We start from the raw sequence: 18,420 nt of genomic DNA on the forward strand, positions 1-18,420 counted from the left end.
CCCGCCCCCGCCCTTTAAGGCTCAGCGCCCCTCAGGTTCAGCGCGAACGGACACTTGCGGCCCCGCCTGCCGCGTCCCACCACGCAAGAACGCGGGTGCCGAAGAACGTCAGCCACTTGGACGGCTCGCCGGGAGCCACGTCCACCTCGAACCACACCCGCCCCGGGTGGCGGCGCTCCTGCAGCCACGTGCCGTCAGAGCGGCGGGCCGTTCTGATCACCCCGATCGCGTCGGCCAGCCGCGGATCGGGCAGGGTAGCGTCGTGGAGTGCGGCTTCGCGGAAGTAGTCCGCCGCGTTGAGCGCGCTGTAAAACGAGCGGAAGGGGTACGCGAAATGCGTTACCCACGGCCCCACAAACTCTCCGGTGGAGAGGGTGCGGAGCAACCGGCGCTGCAACAGGTATTCCTCCCCGGCCCGGCGTGCGGCTCGCAGCCCGTTACTTCCGCCGGTGGCGGCCTCGTAGTAGAGCAGCCCCTTCAGGGAGTTGAGCGTGGAATGGAATGACGAACGTGTGGAGCCTTCCACCCACTCGCAGTTCCAGCCGCCGTCGGCCATGCGGCGGTCCAGGAACCACTGGGCAATTCCGGTGACGTCCGCGCCGAGCCACGCCCCGTTGGCAAGTGCGTAGGCGTTGATGCAGCAGTCCACCTCGCCGCCCCAGTAGGGCAGGTTGTCGTACTCCCAGCGGCTGTTTGCGGCGAGGAGCTCGGCCGTGCCTGCAAGGACGGCTGCATCAAGGCCCCAGTCGCGGAGAGCGTTGAGCGTCCACGTCGTTGCGGTCCATGGCTGCCCGGCATCAGGGGCCGCCTCGGGACCGTGGAAGTCGAAGTCGCCAGGGAAGAACGCTCCACCTGCCCACTGCCCGTCGGGATCCTGTAGCGCAAGCAGCCGCGCCGCGAACCCTTCCGTCGCAAGCCGCGCCCGGGTGGCGCCCCACATTTCACGCGGGGCGCCCGCAAGGTCGCGCTCCACCTGCCAGCGCAGCGCCGGGTCGGAGTCAAGCAGCCAGTCGAGCAGGGCAGGGTCCACAGCCATCGTCGGCAGGCTACCACGGCCGCTGCTCCGGCGGGCCGCTTTTCCGGCGGCAGCGGCATTAGCCATGCACGCCTTGCTCAAGCTATCGATTATCGATACTCTTTAGCTGTTATTCGACACCTAGGAGACTTGATGGGAAAGCTGACCGTCCTCGCGCTGCGGATTGTCCTCGCGATGGGAATTACCGGTTCCGTGTTCGTGCAGGCGGTGATGGTGCCGCTGCTGGCCCGGGACCTCAACGAGGACATGGGCCCCGATATCGCCAGCGTCAGCGTTCCGGTCATCGTGATAGTTCTCCTGGGCATCCTGACCGTCCAGGTCTCCATGCTCTGCGTCTGGCGGCTGCTCACAATGGTGCGGCGGGGCACGGTGTTCTCGCACGCCGCTTTCCGTTACGTGGATGTGGTGGCCGGCGCCATCGCCGCGGCATCACTGCTCACATTCGCTCTCGGCGTCGTCTTTGCCCCGGGCGAATCCGTCGCTCCCGGGGTCGTCCTCCTGATTGGCGGTGCCGGATTGCTGATCGCCGGGGTCGCCTTGGTGGTCGTCATACTGCGCATGCTGCTGGCGCAGGCGGTGGCCCGCGATGCCGAAGCCAGGCACCTGCAGGACGAACTCGACGAGGTGATCTGATGCCGATCATCGTGGACATCGACGTGATGCTTGCCAAGCGCAAGATGCCCGTCGGTGCGCTCGCGGACCGGGTGGGGATCACGCCCGCAAACTTGGCCGTACTCAAGAACGGCCGGGCCAAAGCGGTACGCTTCACCACCCTTGAGGCGTTATGCGAGGTGCTGGAGTGCCAGCCCGGCGACCTGCTGCGTTGGGAGCCGGAGAACACCGCGGAGCCGGACGCTGCTGATTAGCCTACGTTCTGCCTGGCCGGACCATCCGGATCACGGGGAGCTCCTCCCACTCGGGCGGAAGCAGTTTGCGTGCGCCGTCGGGCCGAAAGCCGTGTTTGAGGTAGAAGGCCCGCGCCCGGGGATTGTCCTCGAGCACCCAAAGGTACGCCGGTGAATCGCTGACGGCGGCACGAAGCAGGGCGGCACCAAGGCCGGTGCCGTACGTGCGTCGGAGGACGTAGATCGCATACACCTCCAACTGTTCAGGCCCGTCCGCATCGAGGCCGGGGCCCGCGTCGGCCAGCCCTACCACTTCGTTGCTGTCGTCAAGGGCAATGAGCCGCGGGTCAGGGGCTGCCAGGAATTGTCGACGCTGTTCAACGCGTTCGGGAATGCTGGCCCTGCGGGCCCGGAAGAATTCCGGTGACAACTGGTCCGCGTAGCACTCCTCGTGTGCCAGGGTGTGCATCCGCACCACGGCTTCAGCGTCCTCGGGAGTGGCCTGACGGATGCGGTAGTCCATCACTTCAGCCTAACCGCCGTGCCTGCCTTCGCTTCGCTGTTCGTCGAGCTTCTTCCGGTCTTTCCTGACGCCCAGCAGGTAACAGATGACCAGGAAGATGGCGATTCCCCCGAAAATAACGGTGAGGACGGTGCCGACTCCCCTAAAGAACACGCCGTCGCTTTCAAACCCCGGCACCGCGGCCTGACCGGGGTCGGATTCCCGGTAGACCACCGTAACCTCCTCGCCCACCACGGGGTGCTGTTCAAAGTCCACCGCAACCCACTCGTACCGGGCCGCACCGTCGGCTGTCTGGAACTCCACTTTCATCCTGCGGGCGGAAGCCTTCGACCTGTCGTGGAATTCCGTGATCGTTCCAGGGACCTGTTCCCCGGTCCGCACCAACTCCGCGTCGGCGTTGACCTGCAGTGTGCCCACCACCATCAGAACCGGTCCGAGACAGAGGACCAGGACGGTCACCACCAGGCTGCCCAGCCCCCACGGCTTCAGTTTCGACTTACGGTTCACGGTTACGTTCGGTGAGGTCACGCCCCCATTCTGCCCCACGGTGCGTCAACCCGCCGCCGTGAACTTCCGCTCGATGAACGTCAACAGCGGCCGCGAGTTCAGGCAGATCAGGAACACCACCGGCCCGGCGATTACCACCATCAGCCCCGCAGTGGTCACCGTCAGCATGAACGCCGTGATGAACAGGATGCCGGCGTTGCCCAGGGATACCCGCTTCTGGACACCGAGGCTGTAGAGCGACAGCCGGTAAAGATCGCGCACCCGGAACGTGAACCGGGACAGCAGCAGCATGGCGGTCACGCCAGCGGTCGCCACGAGCAACCCCAGCCCCAGCAGCCCCACACGTGCGGCTGACCGCGTGGGATCCCCGGCGTCGAGCGTTCCGGGCAGGAGCAGGAGGTTGACGACGACGACGGCCAGCACCCCCAGGTACGGCAACCAGACCGCGAGCGCCTGCCGAAAGTTGCTCCGGTAGCCGCGGACGAAGTCGCGGAACACCCCGGTCTCCTCCCCCGCCAGCAACCGGTTGAAGGCATACGCCGCGGCAACGAGGGATGGCCCCACCGGCACAAACGCCAGCAACACGAGTCCGAGCTGCGCGCCGTAACCCGGGCCGGACCGGGACACGGACGCGGCAGGCATACCCGCGGAGAGGGCGACGAGCAGTGGCGCCAGCACCAGCAGGAAATTGGCAAGCACCAGCAGCACATCGCCCACCATCACGCTGTAAACGGTGGTTGCCGCCTTGAACAGCGGACCGGAACCGTACTCCGCCTTCTTCTGTGCCACTGGTGCCCCTCCGCTAGAACCCGCGTTCAACCCGTTGTCGGCCGTTGGCTATTTCTTGTCCGCGTAGGCCTTGTACGCCTTGTTCGCCAGTTCAACGTACTTGGACCGGCCCTTTCCGTCGAGTTCCTTCACGTAGGCGTCGAACTCACTCAGGTTCCGCTGGCCAGTGATGAATTTCAGGGTGTTCTGCTTGACGTGGTCCTTGAGCGGAGTCAGCACCAGGGTGGCCTGCTCGCGGTCCGCGTCACTGAACGGCACCGGCGGGGCCACAGCCCTGGGCGTCTTGCTCTTCATGGCCTTCTGGAACGCCAACTCTTCCTCGTTGAACGTGGATTGCAGCAGGTCCGTGGTGCCGCCGTAGGCAAAGTTGCCGCCGGAGAAGCCGTAGTCCACGCGGAGGTCCTTGGTCCCGGCCGGGTTGAGGCCCTGGAAGTTCACGTTGGGCGCGGGCTTCCGCTTGCCGCCCTCCTTGGTGAACGTGGTGCCCTCCACGCCCCACTTGGAGAATTCCTGGCCGGCGTCGCTGTAGAAAAGCCAGTCGATGAACTGGATCAGCGCCACGAAGTTGTCCTTCTCCGCTACGGAGGAATTGAGCATAATGCCGTTCTCCAAGCGCGAGCCGCCGATCACCTCGCCCGCCGGACCGCCCGGAACGGTGATCTTGCGGACCGCGAACTTGTCCTTGCCCAGGGACTGCTCCATGGACGTCCGGTACGTGATGATGTTCTGCGAGTTCGCGCTGATCACAAAGGACTTGCCCGAGGTGAACTTCTGGATGGCGGAATCGTCCGTCTGGGTGAAGCTCTCCGGGTCCATCAGCCCCTCGGACACGAGCGAGTTGAAGTACGTCACCAGTTCCTTGAACTGCTGGGAACCGGCGCCGAAACTGAACTTCTTGTCCTTTTCGTCAAACACCAGTCCGTCCACCAGGCCCCAGCCGGCCACCGTGCCGAACGCCGTACCGGCGATGTTCAGCACGCTGTTGCCGTTGAAGCGGTCCGAGAAAGGCACGACGTCGGGATAGGCCTTTTTGAGCGACCGCAGGACTTCACGGAATTCATCCCAGGTTTTGGGTTCCGCAATGCCTTCCTTCTCCAGGATGTCAGTGCGGAACGCCAGCGTGTAGTCCGGCCACAGCTCCTCGTGCAGGCCCGGCAGCACGTAGTACTTCCCGTCCTCCTGGGTGAGGCCTGCAATCTCCGGCTCCAGCTTCCACTTCTTGACCTTGTCCTGGTAGTGCGGCATCAGGTCCACATAGTCACTGACCGGCAGCACCGCCCCCGAGGACACGTAAGCGGATTCCTGGCCGGGATAGGTCTTGGCGATGATTTCCGGGGCGTTGCCCGAGCTGATGAGCAGGCTGCGCTTCTGCTCGTAGTCGCTGCTGGGGACGATGGTGGCGTCCAGGGTGACGTTGGTGTCCTCGGCGAGCTTGGTGAAGAAGAGCCAGTCCTTTTTGTAGGGGTAGGTGGGCTGGTCGCTGAAGAGGAAGCTGAACGTCAGTGGCGCCGTCGCCTTGAACGTGTCCCCAACACCAAAGCTGTCCATGGCGCCGGTGCGGGACTTGGAGGTGTCCACTTCCGGGGCCTCGGAATCACAGCTGGTCAGCATCAGGCCGATGGTGACAACGGACGCAAGGCCGAGGAAGTCTCGTCTGCGAAGCTCTCGCTTGGGGATCATTGGATGTCCTTTCATAAGGGGTTATTCCTTGACGGAACCGAGCATGACGCCCGAAAAGAAGTACTTCTGGACGAACGGGTAGACACACAGGATGGGGATGACGGTGAGGACGATGGTGACCGACTGGATGTTGGCGGCGATCTGGCCGACGTTCTCCACGGTCCCGCCGGCGGAGCCTGCAGTGGTGACGCCGGCGATCATGTTGCGCAGGTAGATGGTGACCGGGAACAGCTCGGGCTTGTCCAGGTAAAGGAACGCCTGGAACCACGAGTTCCAGTTGGCCACGGCGTAGAACAAGACCATGGTGGCGACAATGGCCTTGCTGAGCGGCAGGACCACCTTGAACAGCACGCCGTACTGGGTGAGCCCGTCGATTGCGGCGGCCTCCTCCAGTTCGCGGGGCATGTTCTCGAAGAAGGACTTCATGATCAGCAGGTTGAAGACGCTGATGGCATTGGGCAGCACCACGGCCCAGATGGAATCCCGCATCCCCAGGGAGCTGATGAGCACGTAGTTGGGAATCAGGCCTCCGTTGAAGAACATGGTGAACACCGCGATGCCGATAAAGAAGCTGCGTCCCTTGAGGTCCTTCTTGGCGATGGCGTAGGCGAACGTGGTGGTCAGGACCATGGAGATGGCCGTGGCCACTACCGTGTACAGGACCGTGTTGCCGTAGTTGTTCCAGAACGTGGAGTCCGCCAGTATCAGCTTGTACGTCTCCACGTTGAAGCCTCGGGGGAACAGGTTGACCTGGCCGGAGTTGATAAACCCCTCGCTGGAGAAGGACTGGGCAATGATGTTCAGGAACGGGTACATCGTCAGGAACACCACGGCCAGCAGGAACACCAGGTTGAAGATCCGGAAGACCTTCATGCCGGTTGATTGCTTCATGTCCTTGAGCAGGACGCCGGTTTCCTTCTTGGCCGGCTTGAAACCGGCCCGGTCCAGGAGTTTTCCCTCCATGTTTGTCCCTTTCACCACAGGCTCGTTCCGGCCAGGCGCTTGGATATCGCGTTCGCGGAGAGGATCAGCGTGAGGCCGATGACGGATTCGAACATTCCGACGGCGGCCGCGTAGCTGAAGTTGCTTGATTCCAGGCCCACCCGGTACAGGTAGGTGGAGATGACATCCGATGTTTCATAGTTGAGCGGGTTGTAGATGAGCAGGATCTTCTCGAAGCCCACGGCCATGAAGGTTCCGATGTTCAGGATCAGCAGCGTAATGATGGTGGGCCGGATGGCCGGCAGCGTCACGTGCCAGGTCTGCTGCCAGCGGTTGGCCCCGTCGATCCTGGCCGCTTCGTAGAGGGATTCATCCACCCGGGTCAGCGCGGCGAGATAGAGGATGGCGCCCCAGCCCATGGTCTGCCACACCTCGGAGCTGATGTACATGGGCCGGAACCAACCGGCGTCCTGGGTGAAGTTCACCGTGGTGCCGAACAGTGTGTTGGCGATCTGGTTCACCGTTCCGGTCATGGAGAAGTTCTGCAGGATCATGCCGGCGATGATCACCACCGACATGAAGTGCGGCAGGTAGGCCACGGTCTGGACGAACTTCTTGAACTTCTGCGAGCGCAGTTCGTTCAGCATCAGCGCGAAGATGATGGGCATCGGGAAGCAGAACAGCAGCGTCAGTACGCCCAGGATGATGGTGTTCTGGAACGCCTGCCAGAAACTGGGATCGTTGATGAACAGCGTGACGTACTTCAGCCCCACCCATTTCTCACCGAAGATGCTGCCGCCGGGCTGGAACTGCCGGAATGCGATCACGTTGCCCGCCATGGGCAGGTAGCGGAAGACCGCGAAGTACAGCAATGGGAGCGCTAACAGCGTATAGAGGCGCCAGTCCCGCTTGAGCGCCAGCTTCCAGCCGCCAGGTTTGTTTTTGGGCTTGTCGGCCTTTCCGGGTCCTGCGGCCGGGATCGCCTCCGGGGGAGCATCCAATCTGATTGCCATGGCGTTACCTGCCTATCGTGAGGTTTCGTCGGCGGCGTCTGCTGTTGCGCCGGATTCTTGGAGCACCAGCACGCCGTTGGCGGCGAGCTCCACGGACCCTTCAACGCGACGGCCGCTGAGCCGGTCGGTTCCGCCGCGGCCGACGTCGACGCGTGCCGGTGCGTCGTTGTGGTTCAGCACCAGCAGGAAGCTGGCTCCCTTGCCAGTACGACGGCGGACCTGGACTCCCGCTGGGGCGGCCAGTTCCGGACGTACCCCCGACGCCTCGCGCTCGGTCGCCAGCAGGGCTTCCAGGAACGCGTCGTCCACCCGCGCGGACAGATAGACCGCCGAACCCTTCCCGAACGAGTTGCGGGTGACAGCCGGCGATCCTGCGAGCCGGCCGGATTCGTACGTGGCCAGCACCTCCGCCGACTCTGTGTGCACGTGCTCCGTCCAGTAACTGGCAGAGGCGGTACCGCCGTCGGCCGTTGCGAGTTTCACTTCCTCACCCTCACCCGCGAGCGGATGCATTTCCTCGCTCCACGCGCCGAGCACTTTGCGGAGGGCGCCCGGGTAGCCGCCCAGGCGGATGGTATTGGACTCGTCAACGATGCCGGAAAGGTAGCTGACCACCAGGCGGCCGCCGTCGGACACGTACTCCTCGAACCGCCGCGCGGAATCGTCGGTGAGCAGGTAGGTGGCCGGAAGGATCACCAGGCTGTAGGCGGAGAGGTCGCTCTTGGCGTCCACGAAGTCCACGGTGACGTTGGCGTCAAACAGCGGCCGGTAGAAGCGCAAGACCTCCCGGGCGTAGTTCAAATCCGACCGGGGCGAGTTGCCCAGCTCCAGGGCCCACCAGCAGTCCCAGTCGAAAACGATGGCTGCTTTGGCGGTGGAACGGGTGCCTGTGAGGGTGCCGAGCTCCTTGAGTTCATTGCCCAGCTCGGTGACTTCGCGGAAAATCCGGGTGTTGGGGCCGGCGTGGTTGACCACGCCGGAGTGGTAGCGTTCCGTGCCGCCCCGGGCCTGGCGCCACTGGAAGAACAAGATGGCATCCGCGCCCTGGGCGATGGCCTGGTAGGAGCCCAGGCGCATCTTGCCAGGCAGCTTGGACACGTTCACGGACCACTGGCTGACCGCACCGGTGGCCTGCTCCATGACCATCCACGGCTGGCCTCCGCGAAGCGAGCGCATGAGGTCGAAGTTCAGGGCGGCGGCCACGTGGGCGTCGGATTCGCGGGGGTCCGGGTAGATGTCCAGGGCTGCGGCGTCCTCTTCGGCGGCCCAGGCCCAGTAGTCGTTGGTTTTGTAGAAGCGCATGAAGTTGGTGACGATGGGCAGGTCCGGAGTGTGGCGGCGCAGGATGTCCCGCTCGGCCTTGTAGTGCTCCAGCATGCTGTGGGACGTGAACCGGTGGTAGTCCAGCCGCCGGGTGGGATTGGACCAGGTCCGGGGCTGGGCCGGCGCGGCCACTTGGTTCCAGTCCGAATAGACCTGGCCCCAGACGTCCGCACTCCAGGCCTGGTTGAGTTCGTCCAGCGAGGAATACTTACCCTGCAGCCATTCCCGGAAGGCCTTGTCGGCCCAGGGGCCGTAGGAGACGGGGCCGTATTCGTTGCCCACGTGCCACATCATCAGGGCGGGGTGCTTGGCGTAGTGCTCCCCCATCCGCTCCGCGATGGCCAGGGCTTTTTCGCGGTAGACGGGGTGGGAGACATCGAAGTGTTGCCGTGAACCGAACCCGAAGGTAGTGCCGTCTGCGAGCACCGGAAGGATGTCCGGATGCCGGGCGATCAGCCACGCCGGCGGGACCGCGTCCGGGGTGGCCAGATCCACACCGATGCCGTGCTGGTGCATGAGGTCCATCACGTCATCCAGCCAGCCGAAATCGTAGACTCCGTCCGCAGTTTCCAGCCGGCTCCAGGAGAAGACGGCCAAGGTGACGAGATTGACGCCGGCTTCTTTCATCAGGCGGACGTCTTCAAACCAAACCTCGCGGGGCCACTGCTCCGGGTTGTAGTCCCCGCCGTAGGCAATGCCGCCCAGGCGTTCATGCATGCGCCGGAGCCGCTCCTCGGCCGTGCGCGGGTCTGTGCTGTTGGTCATCTTTGTCCTTTGCTTGCGCTTCGCCGCACGATTCCCCACCATGCGACCTGCATCACATGTAGAAACTATCGTAAAGTTTACGCAACCACAATGACTTCTTGGAAGAAGACCTATGTTTTACAGTGCCTAGATTGCAAGCCTTGCGGGGATTTCCGGGCAAGCAGGGGCGGATCTCGGGCCAGCGGCTCGATTGCTGGTCTCCAAGGTGGGTTGTTGTTTCTGACTGAATATGGAAACTATCGGAGCCGCGAGCTGCGTATGGCTAGCAGCCTGAATGCGCCCGCTCACTGACTCCGCAACTTGGGGTCGCGGCCTGCCTGGCCGCCCTGACGCCTGCCGGCTAAGCCCGCGACGGCTCAGCGCCGGCTCAGTGGCGGTTACGCCCCGGCGCGCGCCGCGAGCGCCACGCTGAGGAACTCCAGGTGGTCCGGCGTCGTCGCTACGGTGGTGGCGGCATACTCCGGGTGCTTGGTGAGGAACTTCTTGATGAAAGGGCACACCGGCACAATGGCCAGCCCGGCAGCCATGGTTTCGTCCAGGGCGACGGTGGCGAGCTTGCCTGCGAGCCCCTGGCCGCCGTATTCCTCGTTGATCACCGTGTGGTAGAAAATCCGCTGCGGCGAGTCGCCGGCGTCGTACGTCTTGTACGCGGCCTTGCCGATCACGTTGCCGGCAACAAGCACTTCAAAGCGCTCACGGTCCGGGTTATGGCGGATGGTCACATCAGTCATCGGGAACTCCTTGATAGCGTCTCTCGCTACAGCCTAACCTCGAGGCATCTGCCGTTATTTCCGACCGAGGAGCGAACATGCCCGCCAACGACGACGAAGCACATATCCTGGACCAGTGGAGCCACCGGCTTGCCAACGCCCTGCAGCTCCTCGACCTCGACTTCGACCGCGAACTGATCCTTGACCTGGCCGGTGAATCCGCGCGGTCCGTCACCCACGCAGCGGCGCCAATCACGGCGCTGATGGTGGGCTACGCGGCGGGTCTCGCCGCGGGCGCGAGAAACACGGGCACCACAGGCACAGCAACCGGAAGCGGGGGTCCCAAGGAGGCTTCCGCTGCGGCTGTCGCCCAGGCTGCCGCCGTGGCTTTCCGGCTGTGCGAGGACGGAGCGGACGGCGGCCCGTCCAGCAAAGGCTGGGCCGACACCGCCCAGTAAGCCGACACTTCCCAGTAAGCCGACACCGCCGGTAACAACCGCCCGGTAGGGTTGATATCAACCCACCGACTGGAAGGCACGCAGCATGCAGGTCCCCCTATACGTATGGATTCTGACCATTATCGGCATTGTGGGCCTGCTGGCCTTCGACTTCTTCTTTCACGTCCGCAAGGCGCACTCCCCCAAGCTCAGGGAGTCGGCCACGTGGTCGGCGATCTACGTGGGCCTCGCCCTGGTTTTCGGAATAGGCGTGCTGGTCTTCGGCGGCCCCACCATGGGCACGGAATACTTCGCCGGCTATGTCACGGAGAAGGCCCTGTCCGTGGACAACCTCTTCGTGTTCCTGATCATCATGGCCAGCTTCAAGGTCCCCCGGGCAGACCAGCAAAAGGTACTCCTGTTCGGCATTGTCTTTTCCCTGATCGCCCGCACCGGCTTCATCTTCCTGGGCGCCGCCCTGATCAACAGCTTCGCCTGGGTGTTCTACATCTTCGGCCTCATCCTGCTGATCACCGCCGGCAACCTCCTCAAGCCGGATTCGCATGACGACGACTCCGAGGGCCTGGTGGTCCGGCTCGCCAGGAAATTCCTTCCGGCGTCGCAGCACTACGACGGCGACAAGCTCTTCACCGTGGAAAACGGCAAACGGGTCCTGACCCCCATGCTCCTGGTGATGGTGGCCATCGGCGGGACGGACATCCTGTTCGCCCTGGACTCCATTCCCGCAATCTTCGGCCTGACCCAGAACGTCTTCGTCGTTTTCACCGCCACGGCATTCTCCCTCATGGGCCTGCGCCAGCTGTTCTTCCTCATCGATGAACTGCTGGACCGCCTGATCTACCTCTCCTACGGCCTGGCCGCGATCCTCGGCTTCATCGGCGTCAAGCTCATCCTCCATGCGCTGCACGAAAACAACCTGCCGTTCATCAACGGCGGCGAACACGTGACCGTCGTCGAGATCAGCACCGGCCTCTCCCTGACAGTGATTATCGGCGTCCTGGTGGTCACCGTCCTCGCCTCGATCTACAGCCCCAAGGGCAAGGCGAAGAACATGGTCTCCGGCGCCAAGCGGCACGCCACCGAGTACGTGGACCTGAACTACGAGACGGGCATCGCCGAACGCGAGGAAATCTTCAACAAGATGGTGCGCGAAGAAGCAGAGCTCAAGAAGCTTCCCGAGAAGTACAAGCGGCTCATCCGCGACGAGACCGAGTTCATGGACCTGCTCAAGCAGGCACACGCCGAGCACGACGAAGCCCTGCAGCGGGAAGGCCTCACGTAAGGCCGGCCGCCGGCCTAGACCGCCGGCGTCCGGCTCAGTACACCACGTCGAAGCTGCTGAACTCCCCCGTTGCCGGCGACACCGACTCCTCCACGTGGTCCACGCGCCCCGGCGCGTCATCGGACCTCAGCCAGCGGCGGAACTCCAGCACCACCGCTTGGGGACCTTCGACGACGACGGCGACCGTACCGTCGTCGTCGTTCCTCACCGTTCCGGTCAGCGAGAGTTCCTCAGCCTTCCGCACCGTCCAGTACCGGAACCCGACCGCCTGGACCATACCTTCGACGCGCGCCCGCAGGCGGACGTCCTGCCCCGAATCCTGATCTGCAGCATCAGCCATGGTTCCAATGTAGTGCGGTGACAAGGGGTTTCGCTCCCTACCGGACAGGCTCAACCCGCCGGGGTCGTGTTGGCGGCATGCTTGGCTTTGCGGCGCCTGGAGCGCGACCACACGAGGATGGCGCCAATGGCTCCGATGAGCACCGGGATGGTTACGCCCAGCGGCTGCGCCCAGTCCTTCACCAGCGCGTTCAGCACATAGCCCAGTTCAATGTCCACCTGGATGTCCTCCCGGAACGTCTCCAGGCTCAGGTCCGGCCCGTCCTCCGCGGTGGCAAACAGCTGCAGGGTCATGGTCTTCCGTCCCGCGTCCCGGGGCGTGATCCACCAGCGCCACTCCGCTACGCCCTGTTCCGGGACAAGCATCTCGCCGCTCGGGTTTCCGGCCCGCTCAATGGTCATGCCCGGACCCGACAGGTCCGCCCGCATCTCTTCGCACACGATCGGCGCACGGGTTTGCACCGGGTTGGTTCCGGGGATGTTCTTTTGGTGGTCCGCTCCGGGATCACCCATCGTGAGGTGCAGGACGAATTCCCTGGTTTCGCCCTGGCGCATGGGCGACGGCGGCCGGAACGTCAGCTCGCCCTTGACACAGGTTTCCAGGATCTCCTTGGCCCGCCTGGCCCGTTCGAAGGCGGTTGAGGTGGGGAACGGCGGAGTTGACGCCTCGCCCTCAGAGGGCTGCGTTGTGGTCGGAGACTTGGTCGGGAAAGGACCGGGACCCGCTCCAGGTTTCCACTCCGTGGGCCCGTCGCCACTTGGGGTGGGTTCGCTCCCAGCCGTGGGCCGCGGGGTGGCGCCTGCGGATGTCGGCTCCGCAGTCGGGACCGGGGTACAGGCGCCCAGCCCCAGCACTGCCGCGAGCACCAGACAGGCGGCCACGCGCAGCGCACTCAGGGCGGATGCCATAGCCTTCGCACCGCTCGCAAGCCACTGCTTCCCCAGTGCGTACATCAGAACCCCGACTACTGATGGAACCGAGTCCTGATTCGAGTCTGCTCGGGCGCACGGGGCCCGTCAAGGAGCCCCCGCAAGCCTGCGCCGCCTTAGCGCGCGGGCCGCAGCGAGGTGATCATCCGCCGGATGTTCCGGTACTCGCCCGTCTCCACGTACAGCTTCGCCTTCTCCCAGTACGGAAGCGACGGGTCCCCGGGGGTGGTGTTGTTCGCGGGGTCGTAGCCTGCCCCGAACATCGCGCCGCTGGGCGGCCACCTGAACAGGAGGAAGATGGGGCACGCCAGCGTCCCGACCTCTTCCGGAATCATGGTGATGCCGTAGGCCGCGATGGTTTCAGCCGTCCGGGCGGGCGCTGAAGCGTCTCCCCTGGTCTCGAACATGAAACGTGGTGCGCTTTCGTCCCGCACGCCTTTCTCAGCCAGGGCTGTCATGGGTGCGGAGTCCAGCACCGCAAACGGGTACTGCTGGACGCACTCCGAGCCGGTCACGATCCTGGTTTCCAGGACAGCCATCGGCTTCCCCGCCACGTTCAACACCTCCACGTGCACCCCGCCGAGCGGCGATTTTCCGGCCGGATCCTTGATGGTCCAGTCGCCCGGATAGTCGAACGTCAGGTCCCGGTCCGACGTCGTAAACGTCTTCCAGCCTGAAGCGGTGGGAGACGGCAACCGGCTGGGGGACGTGCCCGACGGCGCCGGTTCAGCCGGCGGTGCGCCCGCCGTCGCACTTGGCGCGGCGGCCGTGCCGGTGGCCGAACCAGTGGCAGTGCCAGCGGCGGTTCCGCTCGCTGTTCCGCTCGACGCCGCGCTGGCGGAACCGTTGGGTTGAGTTGCGCTCCCGGACTCCGGGCCCGATGGAGCAGGAATCGGCCCGCATGCTGCCAGGAGCACTGCGAGGCAGGCCCCCGTAGCGGCTGTTGCACGTGAACGTGGCGGTCCAGATGATCCATAGCCGGGCATCATTGATCGGCGCATGCAATCCTCCTCATACAGCTGGGGGATTAATTGTGGCCCGGCAGCAAGCGGCCTGCGCGGGGCGGGGGCAATCTGCCGCCAAAACGTTGCGCACCGCGGACAGGCCGCGGTGCGCAACGTTCGTCCTGTGGCCCTGGATTCCTAGGCGGGCCGCAGCGAGGTGATCATCTTCTTGAGGTTCTTGTACTCCTGGGTGCCCATATACACCTCGGGCGTATCCACATGCATCTCGTTGCCGGGAGTGGTGTCGAAGGGGTCATACACGCCGCCGAACATCGCCCCGCTGGGCGGCCAGTTGAAGAAATGGAAGATGGGGCACGCTTCCGTTCCGGTGGGTTCAGGCGCGGTTGTGATGCCGTACGCGAACACGGTCATCAGCTTGGGATCCGTGGCGGCAGTGTCCGTCCGGGTCTCGAACGTGTACCGGGGCACGGTGCCGTTCTGTTCCAGCGCCGGAAGCGGCTGCGACTCATAGACGCCGAACGGCTGTTTCACCGTGCACTCGGAGCCGGTGACCATGTTCGTCCGGAGCGATGCCAGGTTTTTGCCGTTGGCGTTGGTGATTTTCACGAACACGCCCCCGGCAGCTGCTTCTCCGGCCGCGTCGGTGATCTTCCACTCCTCCGGATAATCGAACGTCAGTCCGTCGGCGGTGGTGTAGGTCTTCCAACCCGCTTCGGGATTCGAGGTGGCTGAGGTTGAGGCGGTGGCGCTCGGCGATGCCGTGGAGGTGGGGGAAGCCGAAGCGGTGGAGGTGGCGGTGGCCTCCGGGGAACCCGTCGACGGTGACGAGGCCGGAGGGCCGCAGGCTACCAGCAGGAAGGCGAGGCATAGAGCCCCGGAGACTGCGATGGCCGAGGGCGCTGAGCGGTGCATCTGTTCTCCTGAATTTCATGAGACCGCGAATAATCCCTCAATTGTGGACCGCTGCCCGGCTCCGACCCAGCAATAAATCCAATCGATGTCCAAATGTTATCGGCACGCCTGCGGCCGGCTGGATTTCGGTGGTTCCCGGAAGCTTGATAGAGCTTAACCAATGCAAGAATTCCTCAACCCGGCAATGCCCTTCCTGGCCATGGCGCTCGCGGTAGCAGCAGGCTTGGTCCTGTCCTGGCTGATCCGCAAGACTGTCCTCCGGCTCAACCGCCGCCGCCCCGAACTCCACGCCACCTCGCGCGTGGCACGGCTTCCGTTGCGCCTGGCCCTCTGCCTGATCGGCGTCCGCGTCGCGCTGGTGCTGACCACCGACGACGGCGGGTGGCGGTCCGCCGTCGACCATCTCCTGCTGATCGCCCTCATAGGCACCCTGGCCTGGCTCGCCGTCGCGGTGCTGCTGATCGTGGAGGCACTGGTGCTCAGCCGCTACAGCGTGGACGTGGCGGACAACCGCCGGGCCCGGCGCCTGCGGACCCAGATGATCCTGGCACGCCGGATCGGCGTGGCCCTCATCGTGGTGCTGGCGGCAGGCAGCGTGATGCTGACCTTCCCCGCCATTCAGGCCCTCGGCGCCGGGCTGCTTGCCTCCGCCGGCGTGATCTCCATCGTGGCGGGCCTGGCCGCCCAGACATCGCTGGTGAACGTGTTCGCAGGCATGCAACTGGCCTTCACCGACGCAATCCGGGTGGACGACGTCGTGGTGGTCCAGAAGGAGTGGGGCCGGATCGAGGAGATCACCCTGACCTACGTGGTGGTCCACATCTGGGACGACCGCAGGCTGATCCTGCCTTCCACATACTTCACCACCACGCCGTTCGAGAACTGGACCCGCCGCCAGTCCGAGGTGATGGGCACCGTGGAGTTCGACCTGGACTGGCGGGCGCCCATAGAGGACATGCGCACCGAGCTCCGAACGGTGCTGGACGGAACGGACCTGTGGGACGGCCGCGTGGGCATCCTGCAGATCACGGATGCCACCAACGGCTACGTCCGGGTGCGGATCCTGGTGAGCGCCGCGGACAGCGCCGCCCTCTTCGACCTGCGCTGCCTCATCCGCGAAGCCATGGTGACCTTCCTGCAGCAGGGCCATCCGGAGTCTCTGCCGCACGTGCGGTGGGAGCCGGTGCATCCCGCGCCCTCCCGCGAGGCTCCCCGGCAAGCCGCCGTGGAGTCCGTTGACCAGGGGCACCCGGGGCACGCCCGCCCGCAGTCCGGCCCGCAGGACTCCCAACTCTTCACCGGCTCCGTAGAAGCGATCGAGCGGTCCCGCGCATTCACCGGCCCCGGCGAGGAAGTCTTCGAAGACCGCGACAAGACGCTCTCCGCACGGAACTAGCAGCCCTTTCCTGCCCGGCCGATCTGATCAATAATCAAACCGAGCCCCATCATCAGACCCGCCGCAAGCAACTGAGGAGACCAGGCCATGACCACCCACGCGGAGCCCGCAACGGAACCCCCTGTCAGTCCTGCTGAGGACAACGATGACGAGACAACCACGGACCCCGGCTGGTTTCATAAAGCGGTGGTCTACCAGATCTATCCGCGCAGCTTTGCGGACTCCGACGGCGACGGCATAGGCGACCTGCCGGGCATCATCAGCAAGCTGGACTACCTGCAGAAGCTGGGGGTGGACGTCGTCTGGCTCTCCCCCATCTACACCTCCCCGCAGGATGACAACGGCTACGACATCAGCAACTACCGCAACGTGGACCCCATCTTCGGCAGCCTGGCCGATCTGCAGCAACTGACCGACGGGCTGCACTCGCGGGGCATGAAACTGGTGATGGACCTGGTGGTCAACCACACCTCGGATGAGCACCCGTGGTTCGTGGAATCACGTTCCTCCAAGGACAACCCCAAGCGCGACTGGTACTGGTGGCGGCCGCCCCGGCTCAGTCCGGAAGACGGCACGGGCGCAGAACCCAACAACTGGGGCTCCGCGTTCTCCGGCCCGGCCTGGGAGTTCGACCAGGCCACCGGCGAGTACTACCTGCACCTGTTCTCCCGGAAGCAGCCGGACCTGAACTGGGAAAACCCGGAGGTCCGCGCCGCCATCTACGACATGATGAACTGGTGGCTGGACCGCGGTGTGGACGGCTTCCGGATGGACGTCATCAACTTCATCTCCAAGGACACCGCCCTGCCGGACGGGCCAAAGGCTGACGGCATGCTGTTCGGCGACGGCAGCCCGCACTTCATGTCCGGACCCCGGATCCACGAGTTCCTGCACGAAATGCACCTGGAGGTCTTCGCCGGCCGGGATAAGCCGTTGCTGACCGTGGGCGAGATGCCCGGCGTCACGGTGGAGGACGCCGTCCTGTTCACAGATCCTGCCCGGCGCGAGGTGGACATGGTGTTCCAGTTCGAGCACGTGGCGCTGGACCAGGAAGACGGCAACAAGTGGCGCCCCAGGAAGCTGCGGCTCACCGACCTGAAGCAGTCCCTTGGCCGCTGGCAGGAAGCCCTGGCCGAGCGCGGCTGGAACAGCCTCTACTGGGGCAACCACGACCAGGCCCGTGCCGTGTCCCGTTTCGGCGACGACGGGCAGTACCGCGAGCTTTCGGCCAAGATGCTGGCCGGCATCCTGCACCTGCACCGGGGCACCCCGTACGTGTACCAGGGCGAGGAACTGGGCATGACCAACATGAGCTTCGGGGCCATCAGCGACTACCGCGACATCGAGGTGCTCAACCACCACCGCGAAGCCACCACCCACCTGGGCCACACCGACGCCGACGTCCTGGCCGCCCTGGCGCCGCTCAACCGGGACAATGCCCGCACCCCGGTGCAGTGGGACGCCACCCGGCATGGCGGGTTCACCACGGGAGCGCCGTGGATCGCGGTCAACCCGAACACCAGCCACATCAACGCCGCGGAGCAGGAGGAGAACCCGGATTCGGTGTTCAGTTTCTACCGCCAGGTCATCGCCCTGCGCCACGCCGAGCCCGTGGTGGCGGAAGGTGACTTCACCATGCTGCTGCCCGACGACGAACACGTCTACGCCTTCAGGCGGTCACTGCCAGGGTCAGCGGCCGGTGCGGCTGCCGGTACGGCTGCGCCGCCGGGGGTGCAGCTGCTGGTGCTGGGCAACTTCTCCGGGGAAGACCGGACCGTGGAGCTCGACGGCGGCGGCTGGGGCGATGCCGAAACCGGCGCCGACGAACCTGAACTTGGCCACTACCCGGCCGAGCTGATCCTGGGAGACTACCCGTCAGAAGGAGCCGGGACACATGCTGAAATCACGCTCCGCCCCTGGGAGCTGAAGGTCTTCCGCCGGCAACACAACAACTGAAGCAACACCCAGCGAGGCAAGGAGAGCATCATGACTATTCCACCGCTGC

Annotated in this window: 20 protein-coding genes; 7 read left to right on the forward strand and 13 right to left on the reverse strand. The window is 64.7% G+C overall.

The annotated features are described in order from the left end of the window. Nucleotides 1-37: 37 nt before the first annotated feature. Nucleotides 38-1,036, reverse strand: a complete 999-nt coding sequence (locus JOE31_RS18115) for a squalene cyclase (RefSeq protein ID WP_209748579.1) — start codon at nt 1,034-1,036, stop codon at nt 38-40. 132 nt (nt 1,037-1,168) lie between these two features. Between JOE31_RS18115 and JOE31_RS18120 the strand changes: the two genes are divergently transcribed. Continuing rightward, nucleotides 1,169-1,669, forward strand: a complete 501-nt coding sequence (locus JOE31_RS18120; RefSeq protein ID WP_209746972.1) for a DUF2975 domain-containing protein — start codon at nt 1,169-1,171, stop codon at nt 1,667-1,669. Beyond that, nucleotides 1,669-1,902 carry a helix-turn-helix transcriptional regulator gene (locus JOE31_RS18125; RefSeq protein ID WP_209746974.1) on the forward strand — a complete coding sequence of 78 codons (234 nt, stop codon included), beginning with the start codon at nt 1,669-1,671 and terminating at the stop codon, nt 1,900-1,902. Before JOE31_RS18120 ends, JOE31_RS18125 begins: the two co-directional genes overlap by 1 nt. Before the next feature lies 1 nt (nt 1,903). Here JOE31_RS18125 and JOE31_RS18130 read toward each other — a convergent pair whose 3' ends face one another. From JOE31_RS18130 to JOE31_RS18165, 8 genes are all read right to left on the reverse strand, one after another. Next, nucleotides 1,904-2,404, reverse strand: coding sequence for a GNAT family N-acetyltransferase (locus JOE31_RS18130; protein WP_209746976.1), 501 nt, complete (start codon nt 2,402-2,404; stop codon nt 1,904-1,906). Between the two features lie 9 nt (nt 2,405-2,413). Further along, nucleotides 2,414-2,932, reverse strand: coding sequence for a DUF3592 domain-containing protein (locus tag JOE31_RS18135; protein WP_209746978.1), 519 nt, complete (start codon nt 2,930-2,932; stop codon nt 2,414-2,416). Between the two features lie 24 nt (nt 2,933-2,956). Then, nucleotides 2,957-3,700: a DUF624 domain-containing protein gene (locus tag JOE31_RS18140; RefSeq protein ID WP_209746981.1), complete on the reverse strand. Its 744-nt coding sequence runs from the start codon at nt 3,698-3,700 to the stop codon at nt 2,957-2,959. Nucleotides 3,701-3,748: 48 nt separating this feature from the next. Next, a complete protein-coding gene (locus JOE31_RS18145; RefSeq protein ID WP_209746982.1) occupies nt 3,749-5,395 on the reverse strand; it encodes an extracellular solute-binding protein in 1,647 nt (548 codons plus the stop codon). Between the two features lie 6 nt (nt 5,396-5,401). Further along, nucleotides 5,402-6,271 (reverse strand): carbohydrate ABC transporter permease, encoded by an 870-nt coding sequence (locus JOE31_RS18150; protein WP_209748581.1) that lies wholly within the window; start codon nt 6,269-6,271, stop codon nt 5,402-5,404. An 83-nt stretch (nt 6,272-6,354) separates the two neighbouring features. Then, nucleotides 6,355-7,335 carry a sugar ABC transporter permease gene (locus tag JOE31_RS18155; protein WP_209746985.1) on the reverse strand — a complete coding sequence of 327 codons (981 nt, stop codon included), beginning with the start codon at nt 7,333-7,335 and terminating at the stop codon, nt 6,355-6,357. A 12-nt stretch (nt 7,336-7,347) separates the two neighbouring features. Further along, nucleotides 7,348-9,423: a beta-galactosidase gene (locus tag JOE31_RS18160; RefSeq protein ID WP_209746987.1), complete on the reverse strand. Its 2,076-nt coding sequence runs from the start codon at nt 9,421-9,423 to the stop codon at nt 7,348-7,350. A 377-nt stretch (nt 9,424-9,800) separates the two neighbouring features. After that, nucleotides 9,801-10,154, reverse strand: a complete 354-nt coding sequence (locus tag JOE31_RS18165; protein ID WP_209746989.1) for a GNAT family N-acetyltransferase — start codon at nt 10,152-10,154, stop codon at nt 9,801-9,803. 77 nt (nt 10,155-10,231) lie between these two features. On the opposite strand from JOE31_RS18165, the gene JOE31_RS18170 reads away from it, so the two are divergent. Together JOE31_RS18170 and JOE31_RS18175 are read left to right on the forward strand one after the other, a co-directional pair. Then, nucleotides 10,232-10,591 (forward strand): DUF6457 domain-containing protein, encoded by a 360-nt coding sequence (locus JOE31_RS18170; protein WP_209746991.1) that lies wholly within the window; start codon nt 10,232-10,234, stop codon nt 10,589-10,591. Between the two features lie 85 nt (nt 10,592-10,676). Continuing rightward, nucleotides 10,677-11,873 (forward strand): TerC family protein, encoded by a 1,197-nt coding sequence (locus JOE31_RS18175; protein WP_209746993.1) that lies wholly within the window; start codon nt 10,677-10,679, stop codon nt 11,871-11,873. 34 nt (nt 11,874-11,907) lie between these two features. Here JOE31_RS18175 and JOE31_RS18180 read toward each other — a convergent pair whose 3' ends face one another. From JOE31_RS18180 to JOE31_RS18190, 3 genes are all read right to left on the reverse strand, one after another. Next, nucleotides 11,908-12,213 (reverse strand): acylphosphatase, encoded by a 306-nt coding sequence (locus JOE31_RS18180; protein WP_245199252.1) that lies wholly within the window; start codon nt 12,211-12,213, stop codon nt 11,908-11,910. Between the two features lie 50 nt (nt 12,214-12,263). After that, nucleotides 12,264-13,121: a hypothetical protein gene (locus JOE31_RS18185; RefSeq protein WP_209746996.1), complete on the reverse strand. Its 858-nt coding sequence runs from the start codon at nt 13,119-13,121 to the stop codon at nt 12,264-12,266. Nucleotides 13,122-13,258: 137 nt separating this feature from the next. Then, nucleotides 13,259-13,837 (reverse strand): hypothetical protein, encoded by a 579-nt coding sequence (locus JOE31_RS18190; RefSeq protein WP_245199253.1) that lies wholly within the window; start codon nt 13,835-13,837, stop codon nt 13,259-13,261. Here JOE31_RS18190 and JOE31_RS21645 point away from each other — a divergent pair. Further along, the gene (locus JOE31_RS21645; protein ID WP_245199254.1) at nt 13,824-13,997 is read left to right on the forward strand and encodes a hypothetical protein; all 174 of its coding nucleotides are present in this window, start codon (nt 13,824-13,826) and stop codon (nt 13,995-13,997) included. The genes JOE31_RS18190 and JOE31_RS21645 overlap by 14 nt on opposite strands. A 287-nt stretch (nt 13,998-14,284) precedes the next feature. Here the strand turns inward: JOE31_RS21645 and JOE31_RS18195 are convergent, their stop codons facing one another. Next, nucleotides 14,285-15,019, reverse strand: a complete 735-nt coding sequence (locus tag JOE31_RS18195; protein ID WP_209747000.1) for a hypothetical protein — start codon at nt 15,017-15,019, stop codon at nt 14,285-14,287. Nucleotides 15,020-15,179: 160 nt separating this feature from the next. On the opposite strand from JOE31_RS18195, the gene JOE31_RS18200 reads away from it, so the two are divergent. Both JOE31_RS18200 and JOE31_RS18205 read left to right on the forward strand, forming a co-directional pair. After that, nucleotides 15,180-16,415: a mechanosensitive ion channel family protein gene (locus JOE31_RS18200; RefSeq protein ID WP_245199255.1), complete on the forward strand. Its 1,236-nt coding sequence runs from the start codon at nt 15,180-15,182 to the stop codon at nt 16,413-16,415. A gap of 87 nt (nt 16,416-16,502) precedes the next feature. After that, complete coding sequence (locus JOE31_RS18205; RefSeq protein ID WP_209747002.1) at nt 16,503-18,371, forward strand: alpha-glucosidase; 1,869 nt, start codon at nt 16,503-16,505, stop codon at nt 18,369-18,371. Nucleotides 18,372-18,420 lie beyond the last annotated feature (49 nt).

It is taken from the genome of Arthrobacter sp. PvP023, assembly GCF_017832975.1.
Lineage (GTDB): Bacteria > Actinomycetota > Actinomycetes > Actinomycetales > Micrococcaceae > Arthrobacter.

Bases quoted from the DNA above. Each gene is read 5' to 3' on its own strand.
- JOE31_RS18170 (WP_209746991.1), top strand. From the start codon at position 10,232: ATGCCCGCCAACGACGACGAAGCACATATCCTGGACCAGTGGAGCCAC.
- JOE31_RS18130 (WP_209746976.1), bottom strand. From the start codon at position 2,404: ATGGACTACCGCATCCGTCAGGCCACTCCCGAGGACGCTGAAGCCGTG.
- JOE31_RS18195 (WP_209747000.1), bottom strand. From the start codon at position 15,019: ATGCACCGCTCAGCGCCCTCGGCCATCGCAGTCTCCGGGGCTCTATGC.
- JOE31_RS18120 (WP_209746972.1), top strand. From the start codon at position 1,169: ATGGGAAAGCTGACCGTCCTCGCGCTGCGGATTGTCCTCGCGATGGGA.
- JOE31_RS18180 (WP_245199252.1), bottom strand. From the start codon at position 12,213: ATGGCTGATGCTGCAGATCAGGATTCGGGGCAGGACGTCCGCCTGCGG.
- JOE31_RS18125 (WP_209746974.1), top strand. From the start codon at position 1,669: ATGCCGATCATCGTGGACATCGACGTGATGCTTGCCAAGCGCAAGATG.
- JOE31_RS18185 (WP_209746996.1), bottom strand. From the start codon at position 13,121: ATGGCATCCGCCCTGAGTGCGCTGCGCGTGGCCGCCTGTCTGGTGCTC.
- JOE31_RS18145 (WP_209746982.1), bottom strand. From the start codon at position 5,395: ATGAAAGGACATCCAATGATCCCCAAGCGAGAGCTTCGCAGACGAGAC.
- JOE31_RS18175 (WP_209746993.1), top strand. From the start codon at position 10,677: ATGCAGGTCCCCCTATACGTATGGATTCTGACCATTATCGGCATTGTG.
- JOE31_RS18150 (WP_209748581.1), bottom strand. From the start codon at position 6,271: ATGAAGCAATCAACCGGCATGAAGGTCTTCCGGATCTTCAACCTGGTG.
- JOE31_RS18205 (WP_209747002.1), top strand. From the start codon at position 16,503: ATGACCACCCACGCGGAGCCCGCAACGGAACCCCCTGTCAGTCCTGCT.
- JOE31_RS18165 (WP_209746989.1), bottom strand. From the start codon at position 10,154: ATGACTGATGTGACCATCCGCCATAACCCGGACCGTGAGCGCTTTGAA.
- JOE31_RS18155 (WP_209746985.1), bottom strand. From the start codon at position 7,335: ATGGCAATCAGATTGGATGCTCCCCCGGAGGCGATCCCGGCCGCAGGA.
- JOE31_RS18200 (WP_245199255.1), top strand. From the start codon at position 15,180: ATGCAAGAATTCCTCAACCCGGCAATGCCCTTCCTGGCCATGGCGCTC.
- JOE31_RS18115 (WP_209748579.1), bottom strand. From the start codon at position 1,036: ATGGCTGTGGACCCTGCCCTGCTCGACTGGCTGCTTGACTCCGACCCG.
- JOE31_RS18160 (WP_209746987.1), bottom strand. From the start codon at position 9,423: ATGACCAACAGCACAGACCCGCGCACGGCCGAGGAGCGGCTCCGGCGC.